Genomic DNA, 21,386 nt, shown 5'->3' with positions numbered 1-21,386 from the left:
ATCCGGGATTGTCTTTAGCCTAACCCGCATGCATGGACTCCAGAATCTCCCGCAGGGCCTCCACCACGAGATCATGGTCCTGTTGCTGGGGCAGGCCCGAGACCGTTACCGTGGCCACTGCACCCACACCGGTGACGTAGACCGGGAAGCAGCCGCCGTGCGGGGCATAGGTGGACTCGTCGAACCAGCCGTGGTCCTCGATCCGGCCGCCGTGCAGCCTGCCGCGGAGGCCCACCAGCAGCGACGGGATCTCATACCTGGCGGCGGTGCGCTGCTTGGCCCGGACCCAGTGCTCGTTGTCCGGGGTGGCGCCGTCCAAGGCCACGTGGAACAGGACCTGGTCACCCTTGGTGATGTCGATCGCGATGGGCAGCTTCCGGCTCTTGCCCAGCTCCACCAGGAGCAGCCCGAGGTTGAGGGAGTCGTCCTTGCTGAAATGCGGAAACTGCAGCTCGTTGATCTCGGCTTCGACCCGGGCAATCAGGGCCTCAAGCAGCCCCGCCGGCTGGGGCACTGTCGAATCGGGATTGAACGCAGTCACAGTCGGGTTGTTGGCAGTCATGGCCCACAATCTACCCCGCCCGCGGTGTAAACTGGAGCACGCCCATCAGGGCAGATTTAATACGACAGGGGAGCGCCGCCGTCGGACATCACTGGCATTGCCAGGGAACCGCAGGTGGGCGCTGAGAGTGCGGACAGCCGCAGACCCTCGAACCTGATCCGGTTAGTACCGGCGCAAGGGAGTCGAGTTCTCGAAGTGTCCGGAAACGGCGGCAGCGCCGCACGCCGGGGCACTTTCCCCTCCTGTTCCTCAGGAGGACCAAAATGACAACTGCAGCAATCAAAAAGACCGGCAATACCTGGCGTGTTGTGGACATCGTGGTGGCGGCGCTCATCGCCATCACCGGCGGCGTGATCTTCTGGGCCTGGTCCCAGGGCGCCGGCATCGTCTCCGCCCCCATGAACGCCGTTTACCCCCCGCTGACCGGCCTGATCGCCGGTGGCTGGATGATCCCGGCAGTGCTGGGCATGCTCATCATCCGCAAACCCGGCGCGGCGCTCTTCTGCGAAGCGGTGGCCGCCACCGGCGAACTCATCATGGGCTCGCAGTACGGCGCCACCGTGCTGATCTCCGGACTCCTCCAGGGCCTGGGCGCCGAACTGGTGTTCTTCCTGCTGGTGTACGGCAACTTCCGGTTCAAGTCCTTCCTGCACCAGAAGTACAACCTCATCGCCGCGCTGCTGGCCGGTGCCGGCGCGGGCCTGTTCTGCGGCCTCAATGACTCGTTCCTGCCGTGGGGCTGGAACATCGCCTACGAGCCCGCCGACAAGCTCGCGTACATCGCGTTCTGCACCATCTCCGGCGCGGTGATTGCGGGCGCGCTGTCCTGGATCGCCACCCGCGGCCTGGCCAGGACCGGCGTGCTGAGCTCGTTCGCATCCCGGAAGGCAGCTTCGGAGCCCTTCTTCAACTGATGACCGCTTCCGACGCCGGCGCTTCCGGAGTACGCCCCGCCGCGGTGTCCGCCCGTGGCTGGGGCTGGTGGCATGCCGGACGTTCCGCCCCCGCCGTCCGGGGGCTCGACCTCGACATCGCTCCCGGCGAGCGGGTGCTGCTGCTGGGCCCATCGGGCGCGGGCAAGTCAACGCTGCTGCATGCGCTCGCAGGAGTGCTGGGGGATGAAGGGGACGACGCCGACGAAACCGGTTCGCTGCTGATCGACGGTGTGGTGCCGCGCGGGCAGCGCGGCCGCTCGGGACTGATGCAGCAGGATCCGGAAACGCAGGTGGTTCTTTCGCGCCTGGGCGACGACGTCGCCTTCGGCGCCGAGAACCTCGCCGTTCCGCGGGACGAGATCTGGCGCCGCGTCCATGAAGCGCTCGACGACGTCGGGCTGCGAAGTGCCGGGGGCGGCGGTTTGAACGCCGGCGGGCTCCCGCTGGACCACCCGACGTCGGCCCTGTCCGGCGGGCAGAAGCAGCGCCTGGCGCTGGCCGGGATCCTCGCGATGCGGCCCGGGCTGATCCTGCTGGATGAGCCCACCGCGAACCTGGATCCCGCCGGCGTGCTGGAAGTCCGCGACGCCGTGGGCCGCTGCCTGGACAAAACCGGAGCCACCCTCGTTGTGGTGGAACACCGTGTGTCCGTCTGGAAGGACCTGGTGGACCGGATTGTGGTGCTGCAGCCGGGCTCGGCAGCGGGTTCCGCTGCTTCCCCCGCTACGTCCGCAGTCCTGCTGGACGGGCCGCCGGACCAGGTGCTTGCGGAGGCGCGGGACATGCTGATCGGCGCGGGTGTCTGGGTGCCGGGCTATGTTCCGGCAACCCGCCGCCGCGTGTCCGCAGGCTCAGGTGACCTGCTGCTGGCGGCCGAGGACCTTGCCGTCTCCCGCGAGCGTCCGCGGCGCCGCGGCTTCCGGACGATCCCGCCCGTACCGGTGCAGCAGGGCATCACGGCCCTGGTCCGTTCCGGCCAGGCACTCACCGTCACGGGGCCCAACGGCGCCGGAAAGTCAACGTTTGCGCTGACGCTCGCCGGACTTCTTGCGCCGGTGGCGGGAAAGGTGTCGGCCGCCGTCGAGCTCTCCGAGGGGGCCGGGATCGATCCCTTCAAATGGAAAGCCAACCAGCTGATTTCCCGCATCGGAACCGTCTTCCAGGAGCCTGAGCACCAGTTTGTCACCGGCCGTGTGCTGGACGAGCTGATGTTCGGTCCGCGGCATCTGGGACATGGCGAGGAACGGGTTGATGAGCTGCTGGAACGGCTGCGCCTGACGCACCTGGTGGACGCCAATCCGTACACGCTGTCCGGTGGCGAAAAGCGGCGCCTGTCGGTGGCCACCGTCCTCGCGGCCCACCCTCGTGTGCTGGTGCTCGACGAGCCGACGTTCGGCCAGGATGCCAACACCTGGGCCGAGCTCGCATCGTTCCTCTCGGAACTGCTCGACGCCGGGACCTCAGTGGTTTCCGTGACCCACGACCAGGAATTCAGCGCCGTCCTGGGCGGGGCCGAACTGCGGCTGGGCCCGGCCTCGCGCGGCGGCGCCCGCCAGGAAGCAGGTGCGGCATGAGGGATGCCCTGACCCTCCGCAACAACCACGGGCTGCTGACGCGCGCCAACCCGCTGGCCAAGTTCGCCGTCGTCTTCCTCATCACCCTGGTGCTGGCGCTCTCCATCGACTGGGTGTCTGCCTCGGTGGCGCTTGCGGCGGAACTGGCGCTCTTTCCGTTGGCTGGCCTCACGCTGCGCCTCTTGTGGCAGCGCGGCTGGCCGCTCATCCTCGCGGCAGCCCTGGGCGGCTGGAGCACGGCGATCGTCGCGGCGGACAGCGGCGCTGTGCTGCTCGACGTCGGGATCTGGTCCATCAGCGAGGGTTCCCTGCAGCTGGGAATCGGTTTTATGCTGCGCGGGCTCGCGATTGCCCTGCCGGCGATCCTGCTCATGACCTGCACAGATCCCACCGACCTCGCCGATGCGCTGGCCCAGAAGGCCCGGCTGCCGCACCGTTTTGTCCTTGGCACGCTGGCAGCGATGCGGCTCGTGGGACTTATGGCCGAGGAGTGGCAGACCATCGGCATGGCGCGGCGGGCCCGCGGAGTCGGCTCGCAGGGCAGCCCGCTGCAACGGCTGCGGGCCACCCTCGGGCAGAGCTTCGGGCTCCTGGTCCAGGCCATCCGCCGGGCGTCCCGGCTGGCCATCACCATGGAAGCGCGCGGTTTTGGCGCGGGGCATAGGACGTGGGCGCGGGAATCCACGTATTCGCGGCTGGATGCCTGGGTGCTGGCGGGCGGCGTGCTGATCGCAGCGGCTGCGGTGGTTTCCGCGGCTGTAATGGGGACCTGGAACTTCGTCTGGCGTTAGTCCGGGCGGGCCATGCTTCTGGATTCTGGCTACGCCGCGCTGTGCTTGCTAAATGCACGAGTGGTCGTAGTCGAAGCCCCTGGAGACGAACTGGGTCAGGGTGACTGTGCCGCCGGGGGTTAGCGGCGCATTCGAGCAGTTGGCCGTGGCTCCGAAGGCCGTGCGGGCGCCTGCCAGCCAGCTGGGCAGGGCATAAAGGTTGCTGGAGTTGCTGACGGTGCCCACGATCTGTCCCCATTGATAGGCCGAGGAGTAGATGCCGACGTCGGCGCCGATGCTGTGAAATAAGTCGGTCATACCTTCCAGGACGGCACGGTTGGCACTCTTGTCGAGGGACCAGCTGTTGCCTGTTTCAACATCGAGCCACCACAGGTAGTCCGAGGGGCTGCTGATGCCGCGGATGTAGGCGTCGTCGTAGGCCTTGGCGTAGCCGTACATGTATGCGCACGCCGGGGCAACGTCCTTGTCCTTGCAGGTGCCGTAGGGGTTGGATACAGCTTGGGCTGCGGGGTAGTTGTTACTGGTGGGCCACCAGGAGCCAGCGTGCCCCGGGTTGGCGGTGTTGACGTAAAGGGCCACGGACGGCTGGTCGGTCGGGTTCACCGTGATGGCTTTGGCCCAGCGGAGCAGTTCGGCGAGGCAGGGGTTAGTGGTGCTGGCCAGGCCATTGTTGACGCCCACGATCCCGAAAGCTGAAGCGGCGGGAAGCGCCTTGTTGCACTGAGGCCACGAGACATCGTTACCCAGTGCTTGCTCGGCGCCCTCGCCCGGTGAAGGGGCGGCCACGGACGCCGGCGCCACGATAAGCCCGCAAAGGGCCATGAGCAGGCACAAGATGGCACACGCTAAAGCACGGGATGCTGTAGCCGCATTCCCATACATGGCAGGCCTCCTGCAGGGCATTCTTCCGTTATCGGGTGAACCCGATGTTTCAGTCTCCCGCCGAGCGAGTGGCTGGTCAAGGACAATCATCAAGGAGCTGCTATCTCATGAATCGGGTATTTGCTGGGATTTCAGGCGCCACTCCGATTCGCATCCCATAAAATAGCTCATTTGTGATATTTTTTTGTTATGACTCAGGAAACTGCCGAGCACATCGCCGCCACGCTCAAGGATGCCCGGACCGAGAAGGGCTGGACCCAAGGCCAGCTCGCCGCCGCGCTGGGAACCAGCCAAAGCGCCGTCGCCCGGATGGAACAGGGCAAGCAGAACCTCAGCCTCAAGATGATCCAGCGGCTCGAAACGATCTTCGACCGCAGCATCGTCAAAGTAGGCAAACCGCAGATGACGCACCTGCGGATCGAAGGCGGCCGCACCTTGTCCGGTGCGGTGGATGTCAACAGCAGTAAGAACGCCGGTGTGGCGCTGCTGTGCGCCAGCCTGATCAACCGCGGCACCACGGTCCTGCGCCGGCTCGCCCGGATCGAAGAGGTCAACCGGATCGTGGAGGTCCTGACCAGCATCGGCGTCGAATGCACGTGGCTCAACGACACCGACCTCCAGCTCCGCCGCCCCGCCGTCCTGGACCTTGAAGCCATGGATGTGGACGCGGCGCGCCGCACGCGCAGCGTGATCATGCTCCTGGGCCCGCTCCTGGACGAATCCGCGGAATACCGCTTGCCTTATGCCGGCGGTTGCGATCTAGGTACCCGCACCGTGGAGCCCCACATGCAGGCGTTGCGCCAGTTCGGGCTCTCCGTGGAAGCCACTGCCGGTTTCTACGCCGTGCAGGCTCCGCCGCCGGACACTCACGACCGGTCCTTTGTGTTGACCGAGCGCGGGGACACTGTCACCGAGAACGCGATCATGGCAGCGGCGCACCGCCGTGGCACCACCGTCATCCGCAACGCCAGCCCCAACTACATGGTCCAGGACCTCTGCTTCTACCTCGAGATGCTGGGCGTGAAGATCGACGGCGTGGGCACCACCACACTGAAGATCACCGGGCAGCCGCTCATCGACGTCGACATTGAGTATTTCCCGTCCGAGGACCCCATTGAGGCCATGAGCCTTATCACCGCCGGGATCGTCACCAACTCAGAGGTGACCATCCGCCGCGTGCCCATCGAGTTCATGGAGATCGAACTGGCCACGCTGGAGCAGATGGGCCAGCAGCTGGAGATTTCCGGCGAGTACGTGGCGCGCAACGGCCGCACCCGGCTGGTGGACGTGACCACCAAGCCGTCCGAGCTGCGGGCGCCGGAGGACAAGATCCACCCGATGCCGTTCCCGGGCCTGAACATCGACAACCTGCCGTTTTTCGCGGTCATCGCCGCCAACGCCGACGGCCAGACCATGATCCACGACTGGGTCTACGAGAACCGGGCCATCTACCTCACCGAACTCAACCGGCTCGGCGCCCAGGTGCAACTGCTGGACCCGCACCGGATCTACGTCAACGGCCCCACGAAGTGGCGGGCCGCCGAGGTGGGCTGCCCGCCGGCGCTCCGCCCCGCCGCCTGCCTTTTGCTGGCCATGCTCGCGGCGCGGGGTGTTTCGGAGCTGCGGAATATCTACGTGATCGAGCGCGGCTACGAAGACCTGGCGGAACGGCTCAACACCATCGGCGCCAAGGTGGAGTACTTCCAGGACTAACGCGAACGTACACTTGCGGCCCTCCGCCTGGCGCGAACTGGCAGATAACGACCCCCAGAGGCGGATTTGAGCGCTTTATCTGCCGGTTCGCGCTTCGTCATGATCGGCAGTAACCGGGTCAACCTGGCGGGCGTTGCAGCACAATATAAGAATGCGTACATTCGGCGTCGAGGAAGAGCTCCTGATCGTTGATCCGGACACGGGGGAGCCGCTTGCCCTCGCGGATGCGATGTTGGCTGGCCGCCGGATGGCAGCCGACGACGCCCCGGAACGTCCCTATGCGCTGGCAGCCAAGGAAAAAACCGCTCACGACGACTGGACTGGCCTGACTGCCGAGCTGAAGCTTGAGCAGATCGAGACCCAGACCCGTCCCTGCCTCGAGTACGCAGAACTGCTGCAGCAGATCCGGGCCGGCCGGCTGCTGGCGGACCAGGCGGCCATCAAGAACGGTGCCAGGGTCGCTGCGCTGGCCACTTCTCCGTTTGGCCTTGCGAGCCACACCACTCCGGACGCCCGCTATGCCCGGATGCTGGAACGCTTCGGCCTGACCGCGCAGGAGCAGCTGACCTGCGGCTTCCACGTCCACACGTTCATCGAATCCAAGGACGAGGGCGTGGCAGTGCTGGACAGGATCCGGGACAAGCTGGCAGTGCTCACGGCAGTGAGCGCAAATTCGCCGTTCTGGAACGGGATGCCCACAGGGTTCGAGAGCTACCGAACCCAGGCCTGGAACCGCTGGCCTATGTCCGGCCCTTCGGCCATTTTCAGCACGTACTCCGCATATCGGAGGGTGGTCACGCGTCTGCTGGACAGTGGCGTGCTGCTGGATGAAGGCATGATCTACTTTGACGCCCGACTGTCCCGGAACCACCCCACGGTTGAGGTCCGGGTGGCCGACGTTTGCCTCCGCGCCGAGGACGCTGCCCTGATCGCGGTGCTGGTGCGGGCCTTGGTCGAATCGGCCAGCCGTGAATGGCGCGACGGCGTGGAGCCGGCGCCGGTGCCCACGGTGCTGCTGCGGATGGCGGCATGGCAGGCGAGCAGCAGTGGCCTGAACGGTGAGTTGCTGGATTTTGGCACGTTCAGGCCGGCGCCGGCCGTCGACGTGGTGCGATCCTTGGTGGACTATTTGGCTCCGGTCCTCGCCGAGCAGGACGAACTTTCCCTGGCCCGGCAGGGCATCGAGGACATCATTGCCCGCGGCACCGGCTCCACGGAACAGCGCAGGGTGCGGGACGCGGTGATGCAAGAATCGGCGCCCGACGACGGCGGGCTGGGGGCCGTGGTTGCCCACGCCGTGCGTGTCACGATGCGCGGCACTTCCGGGTTGCGTGAGGCGGACGAGGTCCCGGAGCTGCTGCGCGTGCGCCTGTCCTGAGTTCTCCCTGAAGCTTTGCGCGAACGGGCAGATATAGCCCTGCTCTTGCGCTGTGACGGGCCCACAGTGTCCGTTCGCGCCAAGAAACGACGACGTCATGCACCGACAGCCAGGCGCACACCCAGCGTGAGCATGACCGCAGCGACGAGTCCGTCCAGGATGCGCCACGAGGAGGGCCGCGCGAAGAACGGCCGGAGGACCCTGGCACCGAACCCGAGCGCACTGAACCAGGCGATGCTGGCGGCGATGGCTCCGCCCCCGAACCACCAACGCAAATCCTGTGCCTGCTGGTTGGCCACCGATCCGAGCAGCAGCACAGTGTCCAGGTAGACATGCGGGTTGAGCCACGTCAGGGCCAGTACCGTGCTGATGGCGGCGCCGAGGCCGACGGCGGGCTGCCGCCCCGACGCCGTTAGTGCTCCAGGACGAACCGCCCGGCGCGCCGCCATAACGCCGTAGCCCACCAGGAAGGCGGCGCCGGCAAACCTGACCACGTCTACGATCACGGGACTCGACTGGAGCAGCGCCCCCACTCCGGCGATGCCCGCAGCGATGAGCAGCGCATCGGAGACGCTGCAGACCAGGACGACGGCGGCCACATGCTCGCCGCGGATGCCCTGCCGGAGGACAAAAGCGTTCTGGCTGCCGATGGCCACGATGAGGGCGAGGCCCGTGCCGAAGCCCAGCGCGGCGGGGCCTAGAAATGCAGTCAGATCCATATCCTCCAACGTACGGGCGGACATAGGATTACTCCAGCTAAATATTCTAAGCTCTATTAAGGAAAGCTAATGAAGATGTTCCAGTTCGAGCAGCTCCGGACCTTCGCGGCCGTCGTGGACGAGGGGACGCTCGAGGCGGCGGCCCGCAGCCTGTACGTCACGCCGTCGGCCATTTCCCAGCGTCTCAAGGCGATGGAGGACGCGGCCGGCCAGATCCTGTTGCAGCGCACCAACCCCGTCCGCCCCACAACGTCCGGAGAGGCCATCCTGCGGTTCGCCCGGCAGGTCCGGCAGCTCGAATGGGACGCCCAGCAGGAGCTCGGCGAGAGCAGGGACCGCCCGACGGCGCCCATTCCCTTGGTGGTGAACGCGGACTCACTCTCCACCTGGTTCATGCCTGCGCTGGCAAATCTTCCGCCGGACCTCGGCGCTTGCTTCGAACTGCGCAGGGAGGACGAGCAGCATTCCACCCAGCTCCTGCGGACGGGATCGGTGATGGCCGCGGTTACCGCAACGCCGGAACCGGTCCAGGGCTGCAGTGTGGAACCGCTGGGTTCCCTGCGGTACCGTGCGGTGGCAAGTCCCGGCTACCTCCGGCGCTGGTGGCCCGACGGGCCGGAACTTGTTGCAGGGAGCCAGGCCCCGGTGGTGGACTTTGACCGAAAGGATGACCTGCAGGACGGGTTCTTCCGCACGATGACCGGCGCGGAACTGACCGCGCCGCGGCACTATGTGCCGTCGTCGGCCGAGTTCGCCCAGGCCATCCGGCTGGGACTGGGATGGGGGCTGCTGCCGGAGCAACAGTGCCTGGCAGACCTCCGCAGCGGCGCCCTCGTGGAGCTGGCCTCCGCGAGCCCCGTTGACGTGTCCTTGTACTGGCAGCGCTGGAAAATCGACTCCCCGGTGCTCAACCAGCTGACCGCCGCGGTCCGGGAGACGGCCTCCCGGCAGCTGCGCCAGCCACTCGCCTGAGCCGGCGTTTGCCTCACGCGTCATTCGCCTGGCCCGGCCCCGACAGGAGATGCGTCCGGCAACGCGGCATGCCATACTCAGGCCGTGACGTCGTTGTACTCATTCCGGGCCGAACTGTGGCGCTATCCCGACGAATCCGGCTGGCACTTCCTTACCCTCCCTGTCGAGGTCGCCGACGACCTCCGGGAAGAGGCCGCGGTGTTCCGGAGGGGCTTCGGCTCGGTCAAAGTCACGGCGGAAATCTCCGGCTACAGCTGGCAGACCTCGGTCTTCCCGGACAGCAAGAGCAGCTCCTACCTGCTGCCCGTCAAGAAGGCCGCCAGGGATGCGGCAGGCATCAGCGACGGGGATGACGTGGCAGTCCGGCTCGCCATGCACGGCGAAGGCGAAGCACATACCGGGGAACAGACAAGCGGTACTGGCTGAACTCCACCGGGAACGACGCCGCCAGGATCTCTTCTTCTCCAAGCACCCCGCGGTGCACTGCCACGGAAGCCACCGGGAGGGCCGCCACCGTCCAGGCATCATCGCGCAGCAGCCCAATTCCCAGGTGCGCCAGGGCCCAGCCCACGTACATCGGGTTCCGCGAGTGCGCATAGGGCCCGGCGGTTAGCAACGCATCGGGCCGGGACAACCCGGTGTTCCGGGCAGCCAGCAACGCCCAGCTGACGATTGCGCTACCCGTCGCCAACGATGCAGCGCCGATGGTCCGTACCAGAAAGTGTGGCCCGCCGAGCCGGAGCGGCATCAAACGCTGAAGGACCACGCCGACGGCGATTCCCGCCAGGTTCTGCTCGGGCAGCGGGATGTTGGAAAGCAGCCGGCCCCAGTCCCGGTGTGCGTTCATACGTCACGGCCTCCCGGCGCGAAGGGACAGTTGAGGCCCCGAAAGACGCAAGAAACAGGGCCTCAACTGTTCCTTCGCGCCAATCAGAACCAGGCCAACCAGACCTAGATGTGCTTCAGGGCCTGCTCCAGGTCGCCGATGAGGTCGTCCACGTCCTCCAGGCCCACGGACAGCCGCACCACGCCATCGCTGAGCCCGATCGCGGCGCGGCCCTCGGGGCCCATGGCGCGGTGCGTCGTGGTGGCCGGATGGGTGATGAGGGACTTCGCGTCGCCCAGGTTGTTGGAGATGTCGATGATCCGCAAGGCGTCCAGCAGCGCAAAGGCGGCTTCCTTGCCGGAGCGGCCACCCGTCGTCGCAAGTTCCAACGTGAGGACGGTGCCGCCGGCCTTCATCTGCTTGGCGGCGAGCTCGTACTGCGGGTGAGACTTCAGCAGCGGGTACTTGACCCAGCTGACGGCCGGCTGCTGTTCGAGCCATTCGGCCAGCCGCAGCGCGGACGCGGAGGAGTGGTTCACGCGCAGCGCCATCGTTTCGAGGCCCTTGGTGAGCACCCAGGCGTTGAACGCGGAGAGGGCCGGGCCGGTGTGCCGCATGAGCTGCTTGACCGGGCCGTCGATGAACTCCTTGGTGCCCAGGATGGCGCCGCCCAGGACACGTCCCTGGCCGTCGATGTGCTTTGTGCCGGAGTACACAATCACGTCCGCACCCAGCTGGCCGCAGCGCTGCAGCAGGGGAGTGGCAAAGACATTGTCGACGACGACGGTGGCCCCGGCGGCGTGTGCCAGCTCGCTGACCGCGGCGATGTCCACGATTTCCTGCATCGGGTTGGAGGGCGACTCGAAGAACACGGCCGTGGTGGGCTCCGACAGCGCGACGCGCCATTGCTCAAGATCCGGGCCGTCAACAAACACGGTTTCCACGCCCCAGCGCGGCAGGATCTCGTTCAGGATCACAAAGCAGGAGCCGAACAGCGATCGCGCGGCAACCACCCGGTCCCCGGCCGCCAGCAGGGCGCCCAGTGCGGTGAACACGGCTGACATGCCCGACGCCGTCGCAAAGCACGCTTCGGTGCCCTCAAGCAGGCGGAGGCGTTCCTGGAATGTGGCTACGGACGGGTTGCCGTACCGGGAGTAGACGAAGCGTTCGTCCTCACCGGTGAAGGCGCGCTCGGCGGCGGCAGCGGACTCGTAGACGAAGCCCGAGTTCAGGAAGACCGGCTCGGTGGTCTCCTGGAAGTTGGTGCGGTCCAGCCCGCCGCGCACCGCCTGCGTCTCGGCGCTCCAGCTGGCGGCGTCTGGGTTGAAGGTCACTTGGCTATTCCCAGATTGGTGGGCAGGCCGCGGTTCTTCCAGCCGTTGACGGTGCGCTCGCCGTAGCGGTCCGGCTCGCCCTCGAAACCCTCCAGGACGTTGTAGGAGGTGAAACCGGCCTGCGTCGCGGCGATGGCGGCGGCGATGGAGCGCTGGCCCGAGCGGCAGAGGAACACCAGTTCAGTGCCGTCGTCCACCGGGGCCTGCTGCGTCAGGTCGGTGATGAAATCCCGGTTCGGGATGCCACCCGGGAACGTCCACGGGATGAACAGGGGATCGTTGTCCGTGGCCTTCGTGTCCGGGATGCCGATGTGGGCCCATTCACCTTCGGTCCGGACATCCACCAGAATGGCGCCCTGTTCGAGTTTGGCCCAGGCCTGCTGCGGGGTGAGGTCTCCGGCGTAGCTCATGCGTGGCCCTCGCCGTCGAAATCGAGGTCATCCACGGCGGAGGCGACGGCGGCATCAGCGGTGGCGATGGCCGACGGGAGGATGAGTGCCTGCGCAACAATCACAACGCCGCCGTTGGACGTCGCGGCCGGGCTGCCGTGCAGGACATACCCTTCGGCCAAGGCAGTGGAAATCCGTTCACAGAAAGACCTGTCATCCGGCCCGGTGACAAGCCGGTACGACAGTTTCTCTTCGGGGGCGGGGGCGGGGGCGGGGGCGGGTGCGTCAGACACGACGGAACTCCTTCTTTCACGCTTGCAGCTCGAATGGGTCGATATGCCGAGTATTCACCTGAGGCACCCCGCCGCGAAAGGGAGGGTTGCCGACCGGCCAGTCAGGGCTTGGCGCCGGTTCTCATTACTCCCCAAAAACGTAACATCCGGCCCGCCCGGCCGCACCGCCGCCGTCGTCATGTTCCGTAACCAACGCGTTTTTCCGTAATCCCACCGTGCTTCCGTAACGCCGGCGCCGACGGGACAATCGGGTCATGGGGAACTTTCGAGGGCGTTCACTGACGGGCGCCTGGGCACGCGTTTTGGCTGTGACGTTGTGCGCCGTGCCGGTGCTGGTGGGGGTGACAAGCTGCCGGAACATTTTCGCACCGCCGCCCTGTATGCCGCCGGAGTTTTCCGTCTCGCCTGCCACCGCCCAACCCGGCGACCGGGTCACCGTCAGTGCCCCGGACACCACCTGCGATGCCCGCTACGGCAGCGACGCGCGGGTCCAGGTGACGGTCAAGGATGCGGCCGGTACCGCAGTGCTGGAGGAGCTCGCTCCCATGACCGACGACGGCGGCTTCACTTTCGTGTTCACCGTCCCGGCCGAGTTGGCGGCCGGGAACGCCGCTGTCACCGCCTACCCCTATGGCGTGGACTGGTGCGACGACACCGGAGTGAACAACCGGGCGGCTCAGGGGCAACCGGAACTGGTCCGGGTTTCGTGCGCGGAACGCTTGGTGCCGCTGGTGATCCTTGGACCCGGAGGCTGAACCTGGCGTCAGGCTTTGAGGATCAGGGCGTCGCCCTGGCCGCCGCCGCCGCACAACGCAACCACGCCTGTCCCGCCGCCGCGCCGGTTCAGCGCGAGTGCCTGATGCAGGACCAGGCGGGCCCCCGAGGCGCCCACCGGGTGGCCCAGGGCGATGGCGCCGCCGTCTGCGTTGATCCTGTCCGCGTCGATCCCCAGGTCCGTGGCGGACTGCAGCACCACCGAGGCGAAGGCTTCGTTGATCTCAATGAGGTCCACGTCGTCAATGGTCAGCCCTTCGAGTTTCAGGGCTCGCTCAATGGCGCGGGACGGCTGGGAATGCAGGGATCCATCCGGTCCGGCGGTCTGGCCGTGGCTGCCGATTTCCGCGATCCAGCTGAGGCCGGCCGCTTCCGCAGCTGCCTTGCTGGCCACTACCACTGCTGCGGCTCCGTCTGACAGCGGGGAGGCAGAACCGGCGGTGATGGTGGCCGCCGGATCCTTGGAGAAGGCGGGCTTCAGTGCCGCCAGCGTCTCGATGGTGGTGCCGGCGCGGATGCCTTCGTCGGCATCAATCACGACGGCGGGTCCCCGGCGCTGCGGGACCTCCACCGGAGCGATCTCCTCAGCCAGGATGCCGGCCGCCCGGGCGGCCTCCGCCCGCTGGTGCGAAAGGGCGGCGACGGCGTCCTGGTCCTCGCGGCTGATGCCCAGGCGGGCGTTCCCGGCGTCGGTGGCGGAGCCCATCAGTTCGCCTGAGACGGGGTCCTGCAGGCCGTCAAAGTTCAGTGAATCCAGCAGCGGCGCATCGCCGATGGCCACGCCGCCGCGGAGCCGGGGCAGCAGGTGCGGGGCGTTGGTCATGGATTCCTGGCCCGCCGCCACAATGAAATCAGCCTCGCCGGCGCGGATCATCCGGGCGGCATCGATCACCGCGGTGAGGCCGGACAGGCACAGTTTGTTGATGGTTACGGTGGGCACGTCCCAGCCGATGCCCGCGGCGAGGCTGGCCTGCCGGGCGGGTCCCTGGCCAGCACCCGCCTGGATGACCTGGCCTACGATGACGGCCTGGATCTGTTCCGGCGCCACACCGGACCGTTTCAGAGCGTTCCGGATGGCGTGGGCACCCAGTTCGCTGGAGGTGAGCCCGGAGAGGCCGCCGCGGAACTTGCCGAAGGGGGTCCGTGCGCCGCCCAGGATGACGGGGATGTGAGCGTCGGTGCTCATGGGGTGCCTTTCGATTGCGGATTCAAGAGTGCTCGGGGCCAGCTTAGGCGAACCGTGAGGGCCGGTGAGGTGGCGCAGGCGCTGTTGATTCGGCCGCGATCGCGTCAGCCGTGGAGGAGCAGTTGGTGGAGTAGGTGGTCCTGCCAGCGGCCGGCGATCTTCAGGTACTGCGGCGCCACGCCGATTTCCCGAAACCCGGCGCGTTTGAGGATCTTGCGTGAGCGCTCATTGTCGAGCAGCGTTGCCGCCTGGACCCGGTGGAGGCCCAGTTCTGTCCGGGCATGGTCAGTGGCGAAGCGGACCGCCGCAGATCCGATGCCCCGCCGGTTGAGGGTGGAATCAACCCAGTACCCGAGGTTGGCGTTGAGGAACGGCCCGCGGACGATGCCGGTGAGGATGACGGCGCCGACGATGCAAGCGGGATCGTTGTGGTCCACCAGCACCCACGGAACTTCCTGGCCCACGGAATGCTGGGCGAGCTTGGCCCGGATGATGTCCAGTTGATGCCTGGGAGCGAAGAAGGCTTCGTCCCGCTCCGGTTCCCAAGCCTCGAGGTGCTGGCGGTTCCGTAGGTAGGCCTCGCTCAGGCCGGCTGCGTCACTCCGCCGCAGCAGCCGGATCCGGACCCCCGGGACGAGAAAGGCCGGGGAATCGCTAAGCAAGAACTCTCCCGCGCTATTCGAAGGAAGCACGACGGCGGTCCGACAACCGGGTGTTCCAGACGTCCGGTTTGGTGACCTGGAAGCGGCGGCCGGTCAGTGCAAGTGGGGTTAGCCGGATGTAGTAATTCTTGGGTCCAGACTGCCAGGGCTCCAGATGCAGGGCGTCGACGGCGTCCTTGTCAGCCTGGGCCTCGATCACTTCGGTGTCTCCGCGCGCCACCACACTCCAGGCCACCTCCGTGCGGGGATCGTATCCATCGATCTCCAGCGCCGCGGGACGGTCCGCCTGGGCGCCCCACAGTTTGGAGCCACCGGCGCTGCGGAAGACGACGCTCCTGCGGTCCAGGACGTAGTTGACCGGAAAGATCTCCGGATGGCCGTCCACTACAAGGGCCAGCCGCCCCAGGGTGTCGTCGGCCAGTAATTCCCAGCATTCGTCAAATGTCAATTTGTTGATCGGCTGCGCGTAAGAGTTCATGCACCAAACCATACGGACCTATGCGACGGACCAACAGGGCAGTGCCACCGTAATCCCCGGCCCGGGCCTCGGTAGTTCAACTTAGGGCAGCTCAATATGCTCCCTGAGGGCGTCCAGGACCGGAAGCTGGCCCTTGACCAGCTTGCTGCGGGCCTCGGATTCCGTCACCCACCGGGCATCGTCCACCTCGGGAAAGTCCTGGATGATGCCGGATCCTTTGGGCCACTCCAGCGGGAACGTGTTGCTCACAATCCTTTCGGGCTGGAAGTCAGACTCCGCGGCGAACACCGTGATGATCTTTCCCGACGGTTGCCTGAACGCGCCCAGCTCGAAGTAGGCAACAGCTGGCGGCGGCGTGCCGATTTCTTCGGCAAACTCGCGCAGCGCGGCCAGCAGGGGTTCCTCGTCGGGAAGGTACTCGCCCTTGGGAACCGACCAGGACTGGGTTTGTTTGCGGGCCCAGAACGGTCCCCCCATGTGCGCTATCCACACTTCCAGCCCGTCTGCTCCCTGCCGGTACAGCAGGATCCCTGCACTGCGAACCACCATGGCTTGAGGCCTCCCTGCTGAACTTCGGAAAACTACGGGATCCGGGAAACTGCTGAATCCCGGAACCTACTGGATCGCGGCAAACAATGCGTTGAGTTCGGCCGTCAGTTGCTTCTGCACCGCAGGCGTCCCGATTTCTTTGCCGTCGATGTGGTTCACCGGCGCGAGCAGCCTGATGCTGGAAATCAGCCACACGGCGTCGGCGTCCAGCAGGTCCCGAGGCTCCAGCGGCCCGTAGCCGAGCTCCCAGCCGGCTGCCTTGGCCGCCGCAAAAAGTGCACCCTGGGAGGTCCCGGGGAGGATCCCGCTGTCCAGCTGCGGGGTGATGAGGCGGCGCACCGTGCGGGAGGTGCCGGCGCCGTCGTCGGAGGTTTCCAGATGTGCCAGCAGCACCGTGGACGTGGGGCCCTCCAGGACCCGGCCGTCGGAGGAGGTGAAGATGACGTCGTCGGCGCCCTGTTTGTGGGCGTACCGCAGGGCGGCCATGTTCGTGGCATAGGACAGGGTCTTGGCGCCGAGCAGCAGCCACGGGGCACGCTCAGCCACATCGCTGTTGTAGCCGCGGTCCAGGAGGATGACGTCGATACCGGTTTCGCGCTGGCGGCGTCCGAGGGCGCCTACCGGGGAGACCTGAACCCAGCACGTGGGGGACTCTGCCCCTTCCGGGCCGCGGGTGACCACGAGTTTGACCACCAGCTCGTCCTCGGCGGGCGACGGCGCGGGGTGCTGCGTGTGGTGCTCGGCGACGCCCGTGGCGATCGCCGCCCGCCACGCATCCTGCGCCGGGATCACCAGGTCCAGGGCCTGGGCGGACCCGACGAGCCGGTCCAGATGAGCCTGCAGCTTCCGGACTGCGCCGCCCACCGCGAGCATGGATTCGAATACGCCGTCCCCGCGGGTGGCGCCCTGGTCCGTGGCCATCAGCTGGGGCTGCGAAGCGTCGGCCAGCCGGCCGTCCGGGAACGCGGGGTCAAGGAAAACGAGCACCACGGGCGCAGGAGAAGTCATGGCTCCAGCTTAGTAGGGCCCGCCGCGGCTAAGCTGTGGTCATTGCCCCGCTGGAACAGGTCCGCGGGTGCGCGCAATCCGGGGGTATTCCAGTGCTGTGGCCAAGTTCGCTTGCGGGTACCGCGCCGACGTGGGTGGTGGTGGTGCTCAGCATTGCAGACCTGGTGATCCGGGTTCTGGCCATCGGCATCATCCCCGGCAACAGGCGCCCCACCACGGCCATGGCCTGGCTGCTGGGCATCTTCTTTGTGCCGTTCCTGGGCCTAGTCCTTTTCCTGCTGTTCGGAAACTTCAAGCTCTCCAGCCGCCGCCGCCAGCAGCAGGAGGTCATCAACACCCGCGTGCGGTCCGGCATCTCGGCGCTCGCCGACGTCGTCAGTGAATATGAAGGGCCCGAATGGGTGACGTCCGCCGGGGAACTGAACCGGCGGCTCGGCTCCCTCCCCATGGTGGACGGCAATTCCGTGGACCTCCTTCCCGGCTACCCGGACTCGATCCTGGCCATGACCCAGGCCGTGCGCAAAGCCAAGACGTTCGTCAATGCCGAGTTCTACATCATGAGCACGGACCACATCACCGATGACCTGCTGACCGCCCTGGAGGAGGCCGCCGAGCGTGGCGTGGAAGTGCGCGTGCTATTTGACCACATCGGCACGCTCCGCGTCAAGGGTTACCGCGACCTGCTCAAACGGCTGCGGGCGGGAAAGATCCAGTGGAAGCGTATGCTCCCGGTGCTGCCCATCCACGGCCAATGGCGCCGCCCGGACCTTCGGAACCACCGCAAAATCATGGTGGTCGACGGCGAACTCGCCTTCACGGGCTCGCAGAACCTGATCGAGCCCTCCTACAACAACCCCAAACACCGTAAGGCCGGCCGCGAATGGGTGGAGCTGATGGCGTGCCTGCGTGGACCGATCGTCACCACGCTCAACGTGGTGTTCGCCACGGACTGGCTGAGCGAAACCGACGAGTCCCTGGAACACCAGCTGCAGCTCCCGGACAACCCCGAGCCGGGCAACGTCACGGCCCAGGTGGTGCCCAGCGGACCTGGGTTCATCACCGAGAACAACCTGCGCCTCTTCAACACCCTGATCTACTCCGCCCAGCACCGGATCTCCATCTGCAGCCCGTATTTCGTGCCCGATGACTCCCTGCTCTACGCCATCACCACCGCAGCCCAGCGTGGCGTGGACGTGGAGCTGTTCGTCTCCGAAAAGGGCGATCAGTTCCTGGTCCACCACGCCCAGCGCTCCTATTACGAGGCGCTGCTGGAAGCCGGCGTCCGGATCTACCTCTACAAGGCGCCCTTTGTGCTGCACGCCAAGCACTTCACCATCGACGACGAAGTGGCCGTCCTGGGCTCCAGCAACATGGACATGCGCTCGTTCTCGCTGAACATGGAGGTCTCGGTGATGCTGCTCGGTGCGGAAACCGTGAACAGTATGCGCGCGGTCGAAGACACATACCGCGACATTTCCAACGAGCTCATACTCGACGACTGGCTGCAGCGCCCCCTCGCCGCCCGCTATGTCGATAACGTCGCCAGGCTGACCGCCACGCTCCAGTAACTCTTGACAAGGATAGGAGCATCAAAAACTTCGGGGGTCAGGCGTCGGGAAAGTCCGCACCCAGCGCGGAAAGCACACCGTGCGCCTTCACGCGGATTTCGTCGTACTCCTCGTCAGGTACGGAGTCGGCGGTGATGGCGCCGCCGACGCCGAGGGTGAGTTCCGCCGTCGATGCTTGTTCGCCGCCGTCCCCGGCCACCGCCGTGGTTACCAGGGTGCGGATCGCCACCGCCAGGTCCGTGGCCCCGTTGAGGGAAAAGTAGCCGATCGCGCCGGAATACAGGCCGCGCGGGCCCATCTCCAACCGGTCCAGGATTGCCATGGTGCTGATTTTCGGGGCGCCGGTCATGGAGCCGGCCGGGAAACAGGCGGCCACCGCCTCGGCCCGCGGCGAGCCGGGCAGGAGCCGCGCGTCGATGGTGCTGACCATCTGGTGCACCGTGGCGTAGCTTTCGATCTCGCACAGCCTGCTGACAGTCACCGATCCGGGCTCCGCGAAGTGGCTGAGGTCGTTCCGCAGCAGGTCCACAATCATGATGTTTTCCGCGCGGTCCTTCAGCGAGGTCGCCAGATCCTCCCGCAGCTGCCTGTCACGCTCCGGATCAGCACCCCGGCGGCGGGTGCCCTTGATCGGTTCGGCGCGCATGCCGCCGTCGGACGTTATCCGCAGGAACCGCTCCGGCGACGTACTGGCCACCGTCAGCCCGCCGAACCGCAGGTAGCTGGCGAACGGCGCGGGATTCTTCCGCCGCAGCGCGAGGTACGTGGGCCAGGGGGCAGCCGCGGCGGCGGGCAGCCGGGCCGTGAGCGTGGTGGTCAGGCAGACCTCGTATGAGTTCCCTTCACGGATTTCGTGCTGGGCGGCCGCGATTTTGGCCAGGTAGGAGGGCTCCGTGTCGCGGCTGCTGAACGCGGGCCCAACGGGACGGACGACGCCGTCGCTGCCGCCGGCGTGCGTGCGTTGGTCCCCTGGGCCTGGCGTGCTCGCGGCGGGGGCGACAGCGGCGGCGACAGCGACGGCCGCGCGGGCGTTGGTCAGCCAGTGGTCGGCGTCGGGCGCTTCCAGGGCAAGGAGCCAGGCCGCTCCTTCCACGTGGTCCAAAACGACGGCCCGGCCCGCGAAGATCAGGGCCGCGTCAGGGGTCGGCGCCGCCACGTCCGTCCCGCCGGTTTCGCGCTTGAGCTCATAGCCCAGGCAGCCCAGCCAGCCCAGGGTGAAGTCGCCCGGGTAGCCGTCCGGCGTGCGGACCGCCCGGCGTCCCCAGACCGTGTCCAGCCAGCGGAAGAACGGTCCCGGCACGCGCGCCGTGGCGGAGCCTGCCGTGATGACGCTTTCGCCGGACCGGTGCGTGACCGCCTGGCCGTACGTCCCGCCGTCGTCCGCGAGGATGCTGAAGCGGCTGCGCGCGGTGGCGGGCGACGGCTGCGGGAGCGGCCCTGCGGGTGTGGCGACGTCCGCGTTGGAGGAGTCCAGCCAGACGGCATTTGCCGAGCCGCCGTAGAGGTTCTCGAAGAGCACGGCGGCGTCCGGCCTGGCGTCCAGCCGTTCTGCGCGCAGTCTGAGGCCGCGGCGGGCGGCAAGCTCGGGAACAAGGGCAGGTCCGAGAGCGGGCAGGTACGCGAGGGCCTGCATAACGTCGGCGGTGGCGGAACCGTCGGCATTGTTGAGGACGCGGATATCGGCTTCGTGAGGGACGTCGTCGGCGGCGAGCCAGGCTTCCTCCTGCTCAGCCCACTGGTCCCAAAACGGCTCATACGTGCCGCCGTCGCGGTCCAAGGCACGCTTTCGGCGGATGTCGTCCGGCGAGTCGGCCCAGATGACAGCGCTGAGCAGGGGCCGGGCGTCCGCCGCCGCCGCCCCCACTCCCTCAATGATCACGATCTCGGCGGGCAGCGTGACGCGTGTGTCGCCGTCGTAATGCCTTTCCCAGTCCCAGCTGGTCCAGGTGGCGGGCTCGGCGCGGCTCAACGGCGTGAGCACGGTGGAAACGTAGCGCTCGATGCCCGCGGTGAGGCCGTTCCAGCCCGGGTAGATGTCCTCCAGGTGGAAGAGCGCGACTTTGTGATGGTTCCGCAGCTGCGCGGCCAGTTCGATGGCCAGAGTGGTTTTCCCTGCGCCGGATCGCCCGTCAATGGCGATGATCACAGGTGCGGGGGTCATGAAATAGAGCGTACCTGCTGCTGCATCAGCTGCTGTCGCGGCGCCGCCTGGCCAAGGACCATGCGGACATGCGCGACGACGCCGGGCACGGCGCCGCGGATCTGCTCCCAGACGGCGTTAAAATCGGCATGGCCCCCGTACCAGGGATCCTCGATGCCTTGGTCCAGCAGATCGCTGCCGGCAGCGGCGAGGTCGAAGCTGCGGAGCATCCGGACCTTGTTCATGGTGTGCGCGTCCGGCGCGGCGTCGCGCAGCCAGGCGTAGTGGTCAACGTCCAGTGCCAGGATGAGATCGCGCTCGCGGAACCACCCGGCCTGCCAGGCGCGGGCAACATGGTGCTCTGAGCTCAAGTGCGTTTCCGCAAGCCGGCGGGCGGCGTGCGGATCGATGGGCTGTCCTGCCTCATAACCGGTAGTTCCCGCCGAATCCACTGTCACATCCGAGCCCATGCCCTCGGCTTGGAAGGCCGCGCCCAACATCATCTCAGCCATCGGTGACCGGCAAATATTTCCCGTGCAGACGGCGATGATTCGGTATGGGCTCGACGATGAGTTCATGGGGCTAAGCATGCGGGACCGGGGGCATTCTTGGCCAGCTGGCATTCACATGACGTGACAGATTCGTAAGAAATT

At 66.9% G+C, this 21,386-nt stretch carries 23 protein-coding genes and 2 riboswitches; of the genes, 9 read left to right on the top strand and 14 right to left on the bottom strand.

The features are described from left to right. Positions 1-19: 19 nt before the first annotated feature. Positions 20-562 carry a heme-degrading domain-containing protein gene (locus NG697_RS11865; RefSeq protein WP_252599154.1) on the bottom strand — a complete coding sequence of 181 codons (543 nt, stop codon included), beginning with the start codon at positions 560-562 and terminating at the stop codon, positions 20-22. Positions 563-618: 56 nt separating this feature from the next. Then, positions 619-760, top strand: a riboswitch (TPP riboswitch). Positions 761-825: 65 nt separating this feature from the next. On the opposite strand from NG697_RS11865, the gene NG697_RS11860 reads away from it, so the two are divergent. The 3 genes from NG697_RS11860 to NG697_RS11850 are packed head-to-tail and all read left to right on the top strand — an operon-like array spanning position 826 to position 3,862. Beyond that, complete coding sequence (locus NG697_RS11860) at positions 826-1,476, top strand: ECF transporter S component (RefSeq protein WP_252614285.1); 651 nt, start codon at positions 826-828, stop codon at positions 1,474-1,476. After that, positions 1,476-3,071, top strand: a complete 1,596-nt coding sequence (locus NG697_RS11855; RefSeq protein WP_252614284.1) for an ABC transporter ATP-binding protein — start codon at positions 1,476-1,478, stop codon at positions 3,069-3,071. Before NG697_RS11860 ends, NG697_RS11855 begins: the two co-directional genes overlap by 1 nt. Next, the gene (locus NG697_RS11850) at positions 3,068-3,862 is read left to right on the top strand and encodes an energy-coupling factor transporter transmembrane component T family protein (protein WP_252599150.1); all 795 of its coding nucleotides are present in this window, start codon (positions 3,068-3,070) and stop codon (positions 3,860-3,862) included. Before NG697_RS11855 ends, NG697_RS11850 begins: the two co-directional genes overlap by 4 nt. A gap of 48 nt (positions 3,863-3,910) precedes the next feature. Here the strand turns inward: NG697_RS11850 and NG697_RS11845 are convergent, their stop codons facing one another. Continuing rightward, the gene (locus NG697_RS11845) at positions 3,911-4,684 is read right to left on the bottom strand and encodes a glycoside hydrolase family 25 domain-containing protein (RefSeq protein ID WP_252599220.1); all 774 of its coding nucleotides are present in this window, start codon (positions 4,682-4,684) and stop codon (positions 3,911-3,913) included. A 249-nt stretch (positions 4,685-4,933) separates the two neighbouring features. Between NG697_RS11845 and NG697_RS11840 the strand changes: the two genes are divergently transcribed. Both NG697_RS11840 and NG697_RS11835 read left to right on the top strand, forming a co-directional pair. Next, entirely contained in the window at positions 4,934-6,457 is a 1,524-nt protein-coding gene (locus NG697_RS11840) for a UDP-N-acetylglucosamine 1-carboxyvinyltransferase (protein WP_252599149.1), read from the top strand. A gap of 151 nt (positions 6,458-6,608) precedes the next feature. Further along, positions 6,609-7,835 (top strand): glutamate--cysteine ligase 2, encoded by a 1,227-nt coding sequence (locus NG697_RS11835; RefSeq protein WP_252608068.1) that lies wholly within the window; start codon positions 6,609-6,611, stop codon positions 7,833-7,835. 95 nt (positions 7,836-7,930) lie between these two features. Here NG697_RS11835 and NG697_RS11830 read toward each other — a convergent pair whose 3' ends face one another. Further along, entirely contained in the window at positions 7,931-8,554 is a 624-nt protein-coding gene (locus tag NG697_RS11830; protein WP_252614283.1) for a LysE/ArgO family amino acid transporter, read from the bottom strand. Between the two features lie 69 nt (positions 8,555-8,623). Here NG697_RS11830 and NG697_RS11825 point away from each other — a divergent pair, with 69 nt between their 5' ends. Further along, entirely contained in the window at positions 8,624-9,526 is a 903-nt protein-coding gene (locus NG697_RS11825; RefSeq protein WP_252614282.1) for a LysR family transcriptional regulator ArgP, read from the top strand. Positions 9,527-9,610: 84 nt separating this feature from the next. Then, positions 9,611-9,952 carry a DUF1905 domain-containing protein gene (locus NG697_RS11820; RefSeq protein WP_252614281.1) on the top strand — a complete coding sequence of 114 codons (342 nt, stop codon included), beginning with the start codon at positions 9,611-9,613 and terminating at the stop codon, positions 9,950-9,952. Here the strand turns inward: NG697_RS11820 and NG697_RS11815 are convergent. The 4 genes from NG697_RS11815 to NG697_RS11800 all read right to left on the bottom strand — a co-directional run bounded on the left by NG697_RS11815 (position 9,864) and on the right by NG697_RS11800 (position 12,368). Continuing rightward, the gene (locus tag NG697_RS11815; protein ID WP_252614280.1) at positions 9,864-10,373 is read right to left on the bottom strand and encodes a methyltransferase family protein; all 510 of its coding nucleotides are present in this window, start codon (positions 10,371-10,373) and stop codon (positions 9,864-9,866) included. The two genes, NG697_RS11820 and NG697_RS11815, sit on opposite strands and share 89 nt — an antisense overlap. A gap of 104 nt (positions 10,374-10,477) precedes the next feature. Then, on the bottom strand, positions 10,478-11,686 hold the full coding sequence (locus NG697_RS11810) for an O-succinylhomoserine sulfhydrylase (protein WP_252599141.1): 1,209 nt from the start codon (positions 11,684-11,686) through the stop codon (positions 10,478-10,480). Continuing rightward, a complete protein-coding gene (locus NG697_RS11805; protein WP_252599138.1) occupies positions 11,683-12,096 on the bottom strand; it encodes a rhodanese-like domain-containing protein in 414 nt (137 codons plus the stop codon). Before NG697_RS11805 ends, NG697_RS11810 begins: the two co-directional genes overlap by 4 nt. Beyond that, a complete protein-coding gene (locus NG697_RS11800; protein ID WP_252599136.1) occupies positions 12,093-12,368 on the bottom strand; it encodes a DUF1737 domain-containing protein in 276 nt (91 codons plus the stop codon). Before NG697_RS11800 ends, NG697_RS11805 begins: the two co-directional genes overlap by 4 nt. 13 nt (positions 12,369-12,381) lie before the next feature. Then, a riboswitch (SAM riboswitch) is annotated at positions 12,382-12,497 on the bottom strand. Positions 12,498-12,622: 125 nt separating this feature from the next. Here NG697_RS11800 and NG697_RS11795 point away from each other — a divergent pair. Next, the gene (locus NG697_RS11795; protein ID WP_252614279.1) at positions 12,623-13,123 is read left to right on the top strand and encodes a hypothetical protein; all 501 of its coding nucleotides are present in this window, start codon (positions 12,623-12,625) and stop codon (positions 13,121-13,123) included. Positions 13,124-13,131: 8 nt separating this feature from the next. Here NG697_RS11795 and NG697_RS11790 read toward each other — a convergent pair whose 3' ends face one another. The 5 genes from NG697_RS11790 to NG697_RS11770 all read right to left on the bottom strand — a co-directional run bounded on the left by NG697_RS11790 (position 13,132) and on the right by NG697_RS11770 (position 17,025). Next, positions 13,132-14,328, bottom strand: a complete 1,197-nt coding sequence (locus NG697_RS11790) for an acetyl-CoA C-acetyltransferase (RefSeq protein WP_252614278.1) — start codon at positions 14,326-14,328, stop codon at positions 13,132-13,134. Between the two features lie 104 nt (positions 14,329-14,432). Next, positions 14,433-14,990 carry a GNAT family N-acetyltransferase gene (locus NG697_RS11785; RefSeq protein ID WP_252608078.1) on the bottom strand — a complete coding sequence of 186 codons (558 nt, stop codon included), beginning with the start codon at positions 14,988-14,990 and terminating at the stop codon, positions 14,433-14,435. Positions 14,991-15,003: 13 nt separating this feature from the next. Further along, complete coding sequence (locus tag NG697_RS11780) at positions 15,004-15,468, bottom strand: pyridoxamine 5'-phosphate oxidase family protein (protein ID WP_252608080.1); 465 nt, start codon at positions 15,466-15,468, stop codon at positions 15,004-15,006. 81 nt (positions 15,469-15,549) lie between these two features. Beyond that, positions 15,550-16,017, bottom strand: a complete 468-nt coding sequence (locus tag NG697_RS11775) for an NUDIX hydrolase (protein ID WP_252614277.1) — start codon at positions 16,015-16,017, stop codon at positions 15,550-15,552. Between the two features lie 66 nt (positions 16,018-16,083). Further along, positions 16,084-17,025 (bottom strand): aminodeoxychorismate lyase, encoded by a 942-nt coding sequence (locus tag NG697_RS11770; RefSeq protein ID WP_252614276.1) that lies wholly within the window; start codon positions 17,023-17,025, stop codon positions 16,084-16,086. A 95-nt stretch (positions 17,026-17,120) separates the two neighbouring features. Here NG697_RS11770 and cls point away from each other — a divergent pair, with 95 nt between their 5' ends. Then, complete coding sequence (gene cls / locus NG697_RS11765) at positions 17,121-18,593, top strand: cardiolipin synthase (RefSeq protein WP_252614310.1); 1,473 nt, start codon at positions 17,121-17,123, stop codon at positions 18,591-18,593. 37 nt (positions 18,594-18,630) lie between these two features. On the opposite strand, the gene NG697_RS11760 is transcribed toward cls, so the two are convergent. Together NG697_RS11760 and NG697_RS11755 are read right to left on the bottom strand one after the other, a co-directional pair. Continuing rightward, complete coding sequence (locus tag NG697_RS11760; RefSeq protein WP_252614275.1) at positions 18,631-20,754, bottom strand: chorismate-binding protein; 2,124 nt, start codon at positions 20,752-20,754, stop codon at positions 18,631-18,633. Continuing rightward, positions 20,751-21,311: a low molecular weight protein-tyrosine-phosphatase gene (locus NG697_RS11755; protein ID WP_256472909.1), complete on the bottom strand. Its 561-nt coding sequence runs from the start codon at positions 21,309-21,311 to the stop codon at positions 20,751-20,753. The genes NG697_RS11760 and NG697_RS11755 overlap by 4 nt, the downstream gene beginning before the upstream one ends. Positions 21,312-21,386 lie beyond the last annotated feature (75 nt).

This window comes from Pseudarthrobacter raffinosi (genome assembly GCF_023913835.1).
In the GTDB taxonomy this organism is placed as follows: Bacteria; Actinomycetota; Actinomycetes; order Actinomycetales; family Micrococcaceae; genus Arthrobacter; species Arthrobacter raffinosi.
This window is presented reverse-complemented; position numbering and strand designations above follow the sequence as displayed.

Excerpts from the sequence above, each read along its gene's own strand:
- NG697_RS11865 (WP_252599154.1), bottom strand. The coding sequence starts at position 562 with ATGACTGCCAACAACCCGACTGTGACTGCGTTCAATCCCGATTCGACA.
- NG697_RS11860 (WP_252614285.1), top strand. The coding sequence starts at position 826 with ATGACAACTGCAGCAATCAAAAAGACCGGCAATACCTGGCGTGTTGTG.
- NG697_RS11855 (WP_252614284.1), top strand. The coding sequence starts at position 1,476 with ATGACCGCTTCCGACGCCGGCGCTTCCGGAGTACGCCCCGCCGCGGTG.
- NG697_RS11850 (WP_252599150.1), top strand. The coding sequence starts at position 3,068 with ATGAGGGATGCCCTGACCCTCCGCAACAACCACGGGCTGCTGACGCGC.
- NG697_RS11845 (WP_252599220.1), bottom strand. The coding sequence starts at position 4,684 with ATGGCCCTTTGCGGGCTTATCGTGGCGCCGGCGTCCGTGGCCGCCCCT.
- NG697_RS11840 (WP_252599149.1), top strand. The coding sequence starts at position 4,934 with ATGACTCAGGAAACTGCCGAGCACATCGCCGCCACGCTCAAGGATGCC.
- NG697_RS11835 (WP_252608068.1), top strand. The coding sequence starts at position 6,609 with ATGCGTACATTCGGCGTCGAGGAAGAGCTCCTGATCGTTGATCCGGAC.
- NG697_RS11830 (WP_252614283.1), bottom strand. The coding sequence starts at position 8,554 with ATGGATCTGACTGCATTTCTAGGCCCCGCCGCGCTGGGCTTCGGCACG.
- NG697_RS11825 (WP_252614282.1), top strand. The coding sequence starts at position 8,624 with ATGAAGATGTTCCAGTTCGAGCAGCTCCGGACCTTCGCGGCCGTCGTG.
- NG697_RS11815 (WP_252614280.1), bottom strand. The coding sequence starts at position 10,373 with ATGAACGCACACCGGGACTGGGGCCGGCTGCTTTCCAACATCCCGCTG.
- NG697_RS11805 (WP_252599138.1), bottom strand. The coding sequence starts at position 12,096 with ATGAGCTACGCCGGAGACCTCACCCCGCAGCAGGCCTGGGCCAAACTC.
- NG697_RS11795 (WP_252614279.1), top strand. The coding sequence starts at position 12,623 with ATGGGGAACTTTCGAGGGCGTTCACTGACGGGCGCCTGGGCACGCGTT.
- NG697_RS11790 (WP_252614278.1), bottom strand. The coding sequence starts at position 14,328 with ATGAGCACCGACGCTCACATCCCCGTCATCCTGGGCGGCGCACGGACC.
- NG697_RS11780 (WP_252608080.1), bottom strand. The coding sequence starts at position 15,468 with ATGAACTCTTACGCGCAGCCGATCAACAAATTGACATTTGACGAATGC.
- NG697_RS11775 (WP_252614277.1), bottom strand. The coding sequence starts at position 16,017 with ATGGTGGTTCGCAGTGCAGGGATCCTGCTGTACCGGCAGGGAGCAGAC.
- NG697_RS11770 (WP_252614276.1), bottom strand. The coding sequence starts at position 17,025 with ATGACTTCTCCTGCGCCCGTGGTGCTCGTTTTCCTTGACCCCGCGTTC.
- NG697_RS11760 (WP_252614275.1), bottom strand. The coding sequence starts at position 20,754 with ATGACCCCCGCACCTGTGATCATCGCCATTGACGGGCGATCCGGCGCA.
- NG697_RS11755 (WP_256472909.1), bottom strand. The coding sequence starts at position 21,311 with ATGAACTCATCGTCGAGCCCATACCGAATCATCGCCGTCTGCACGGGA.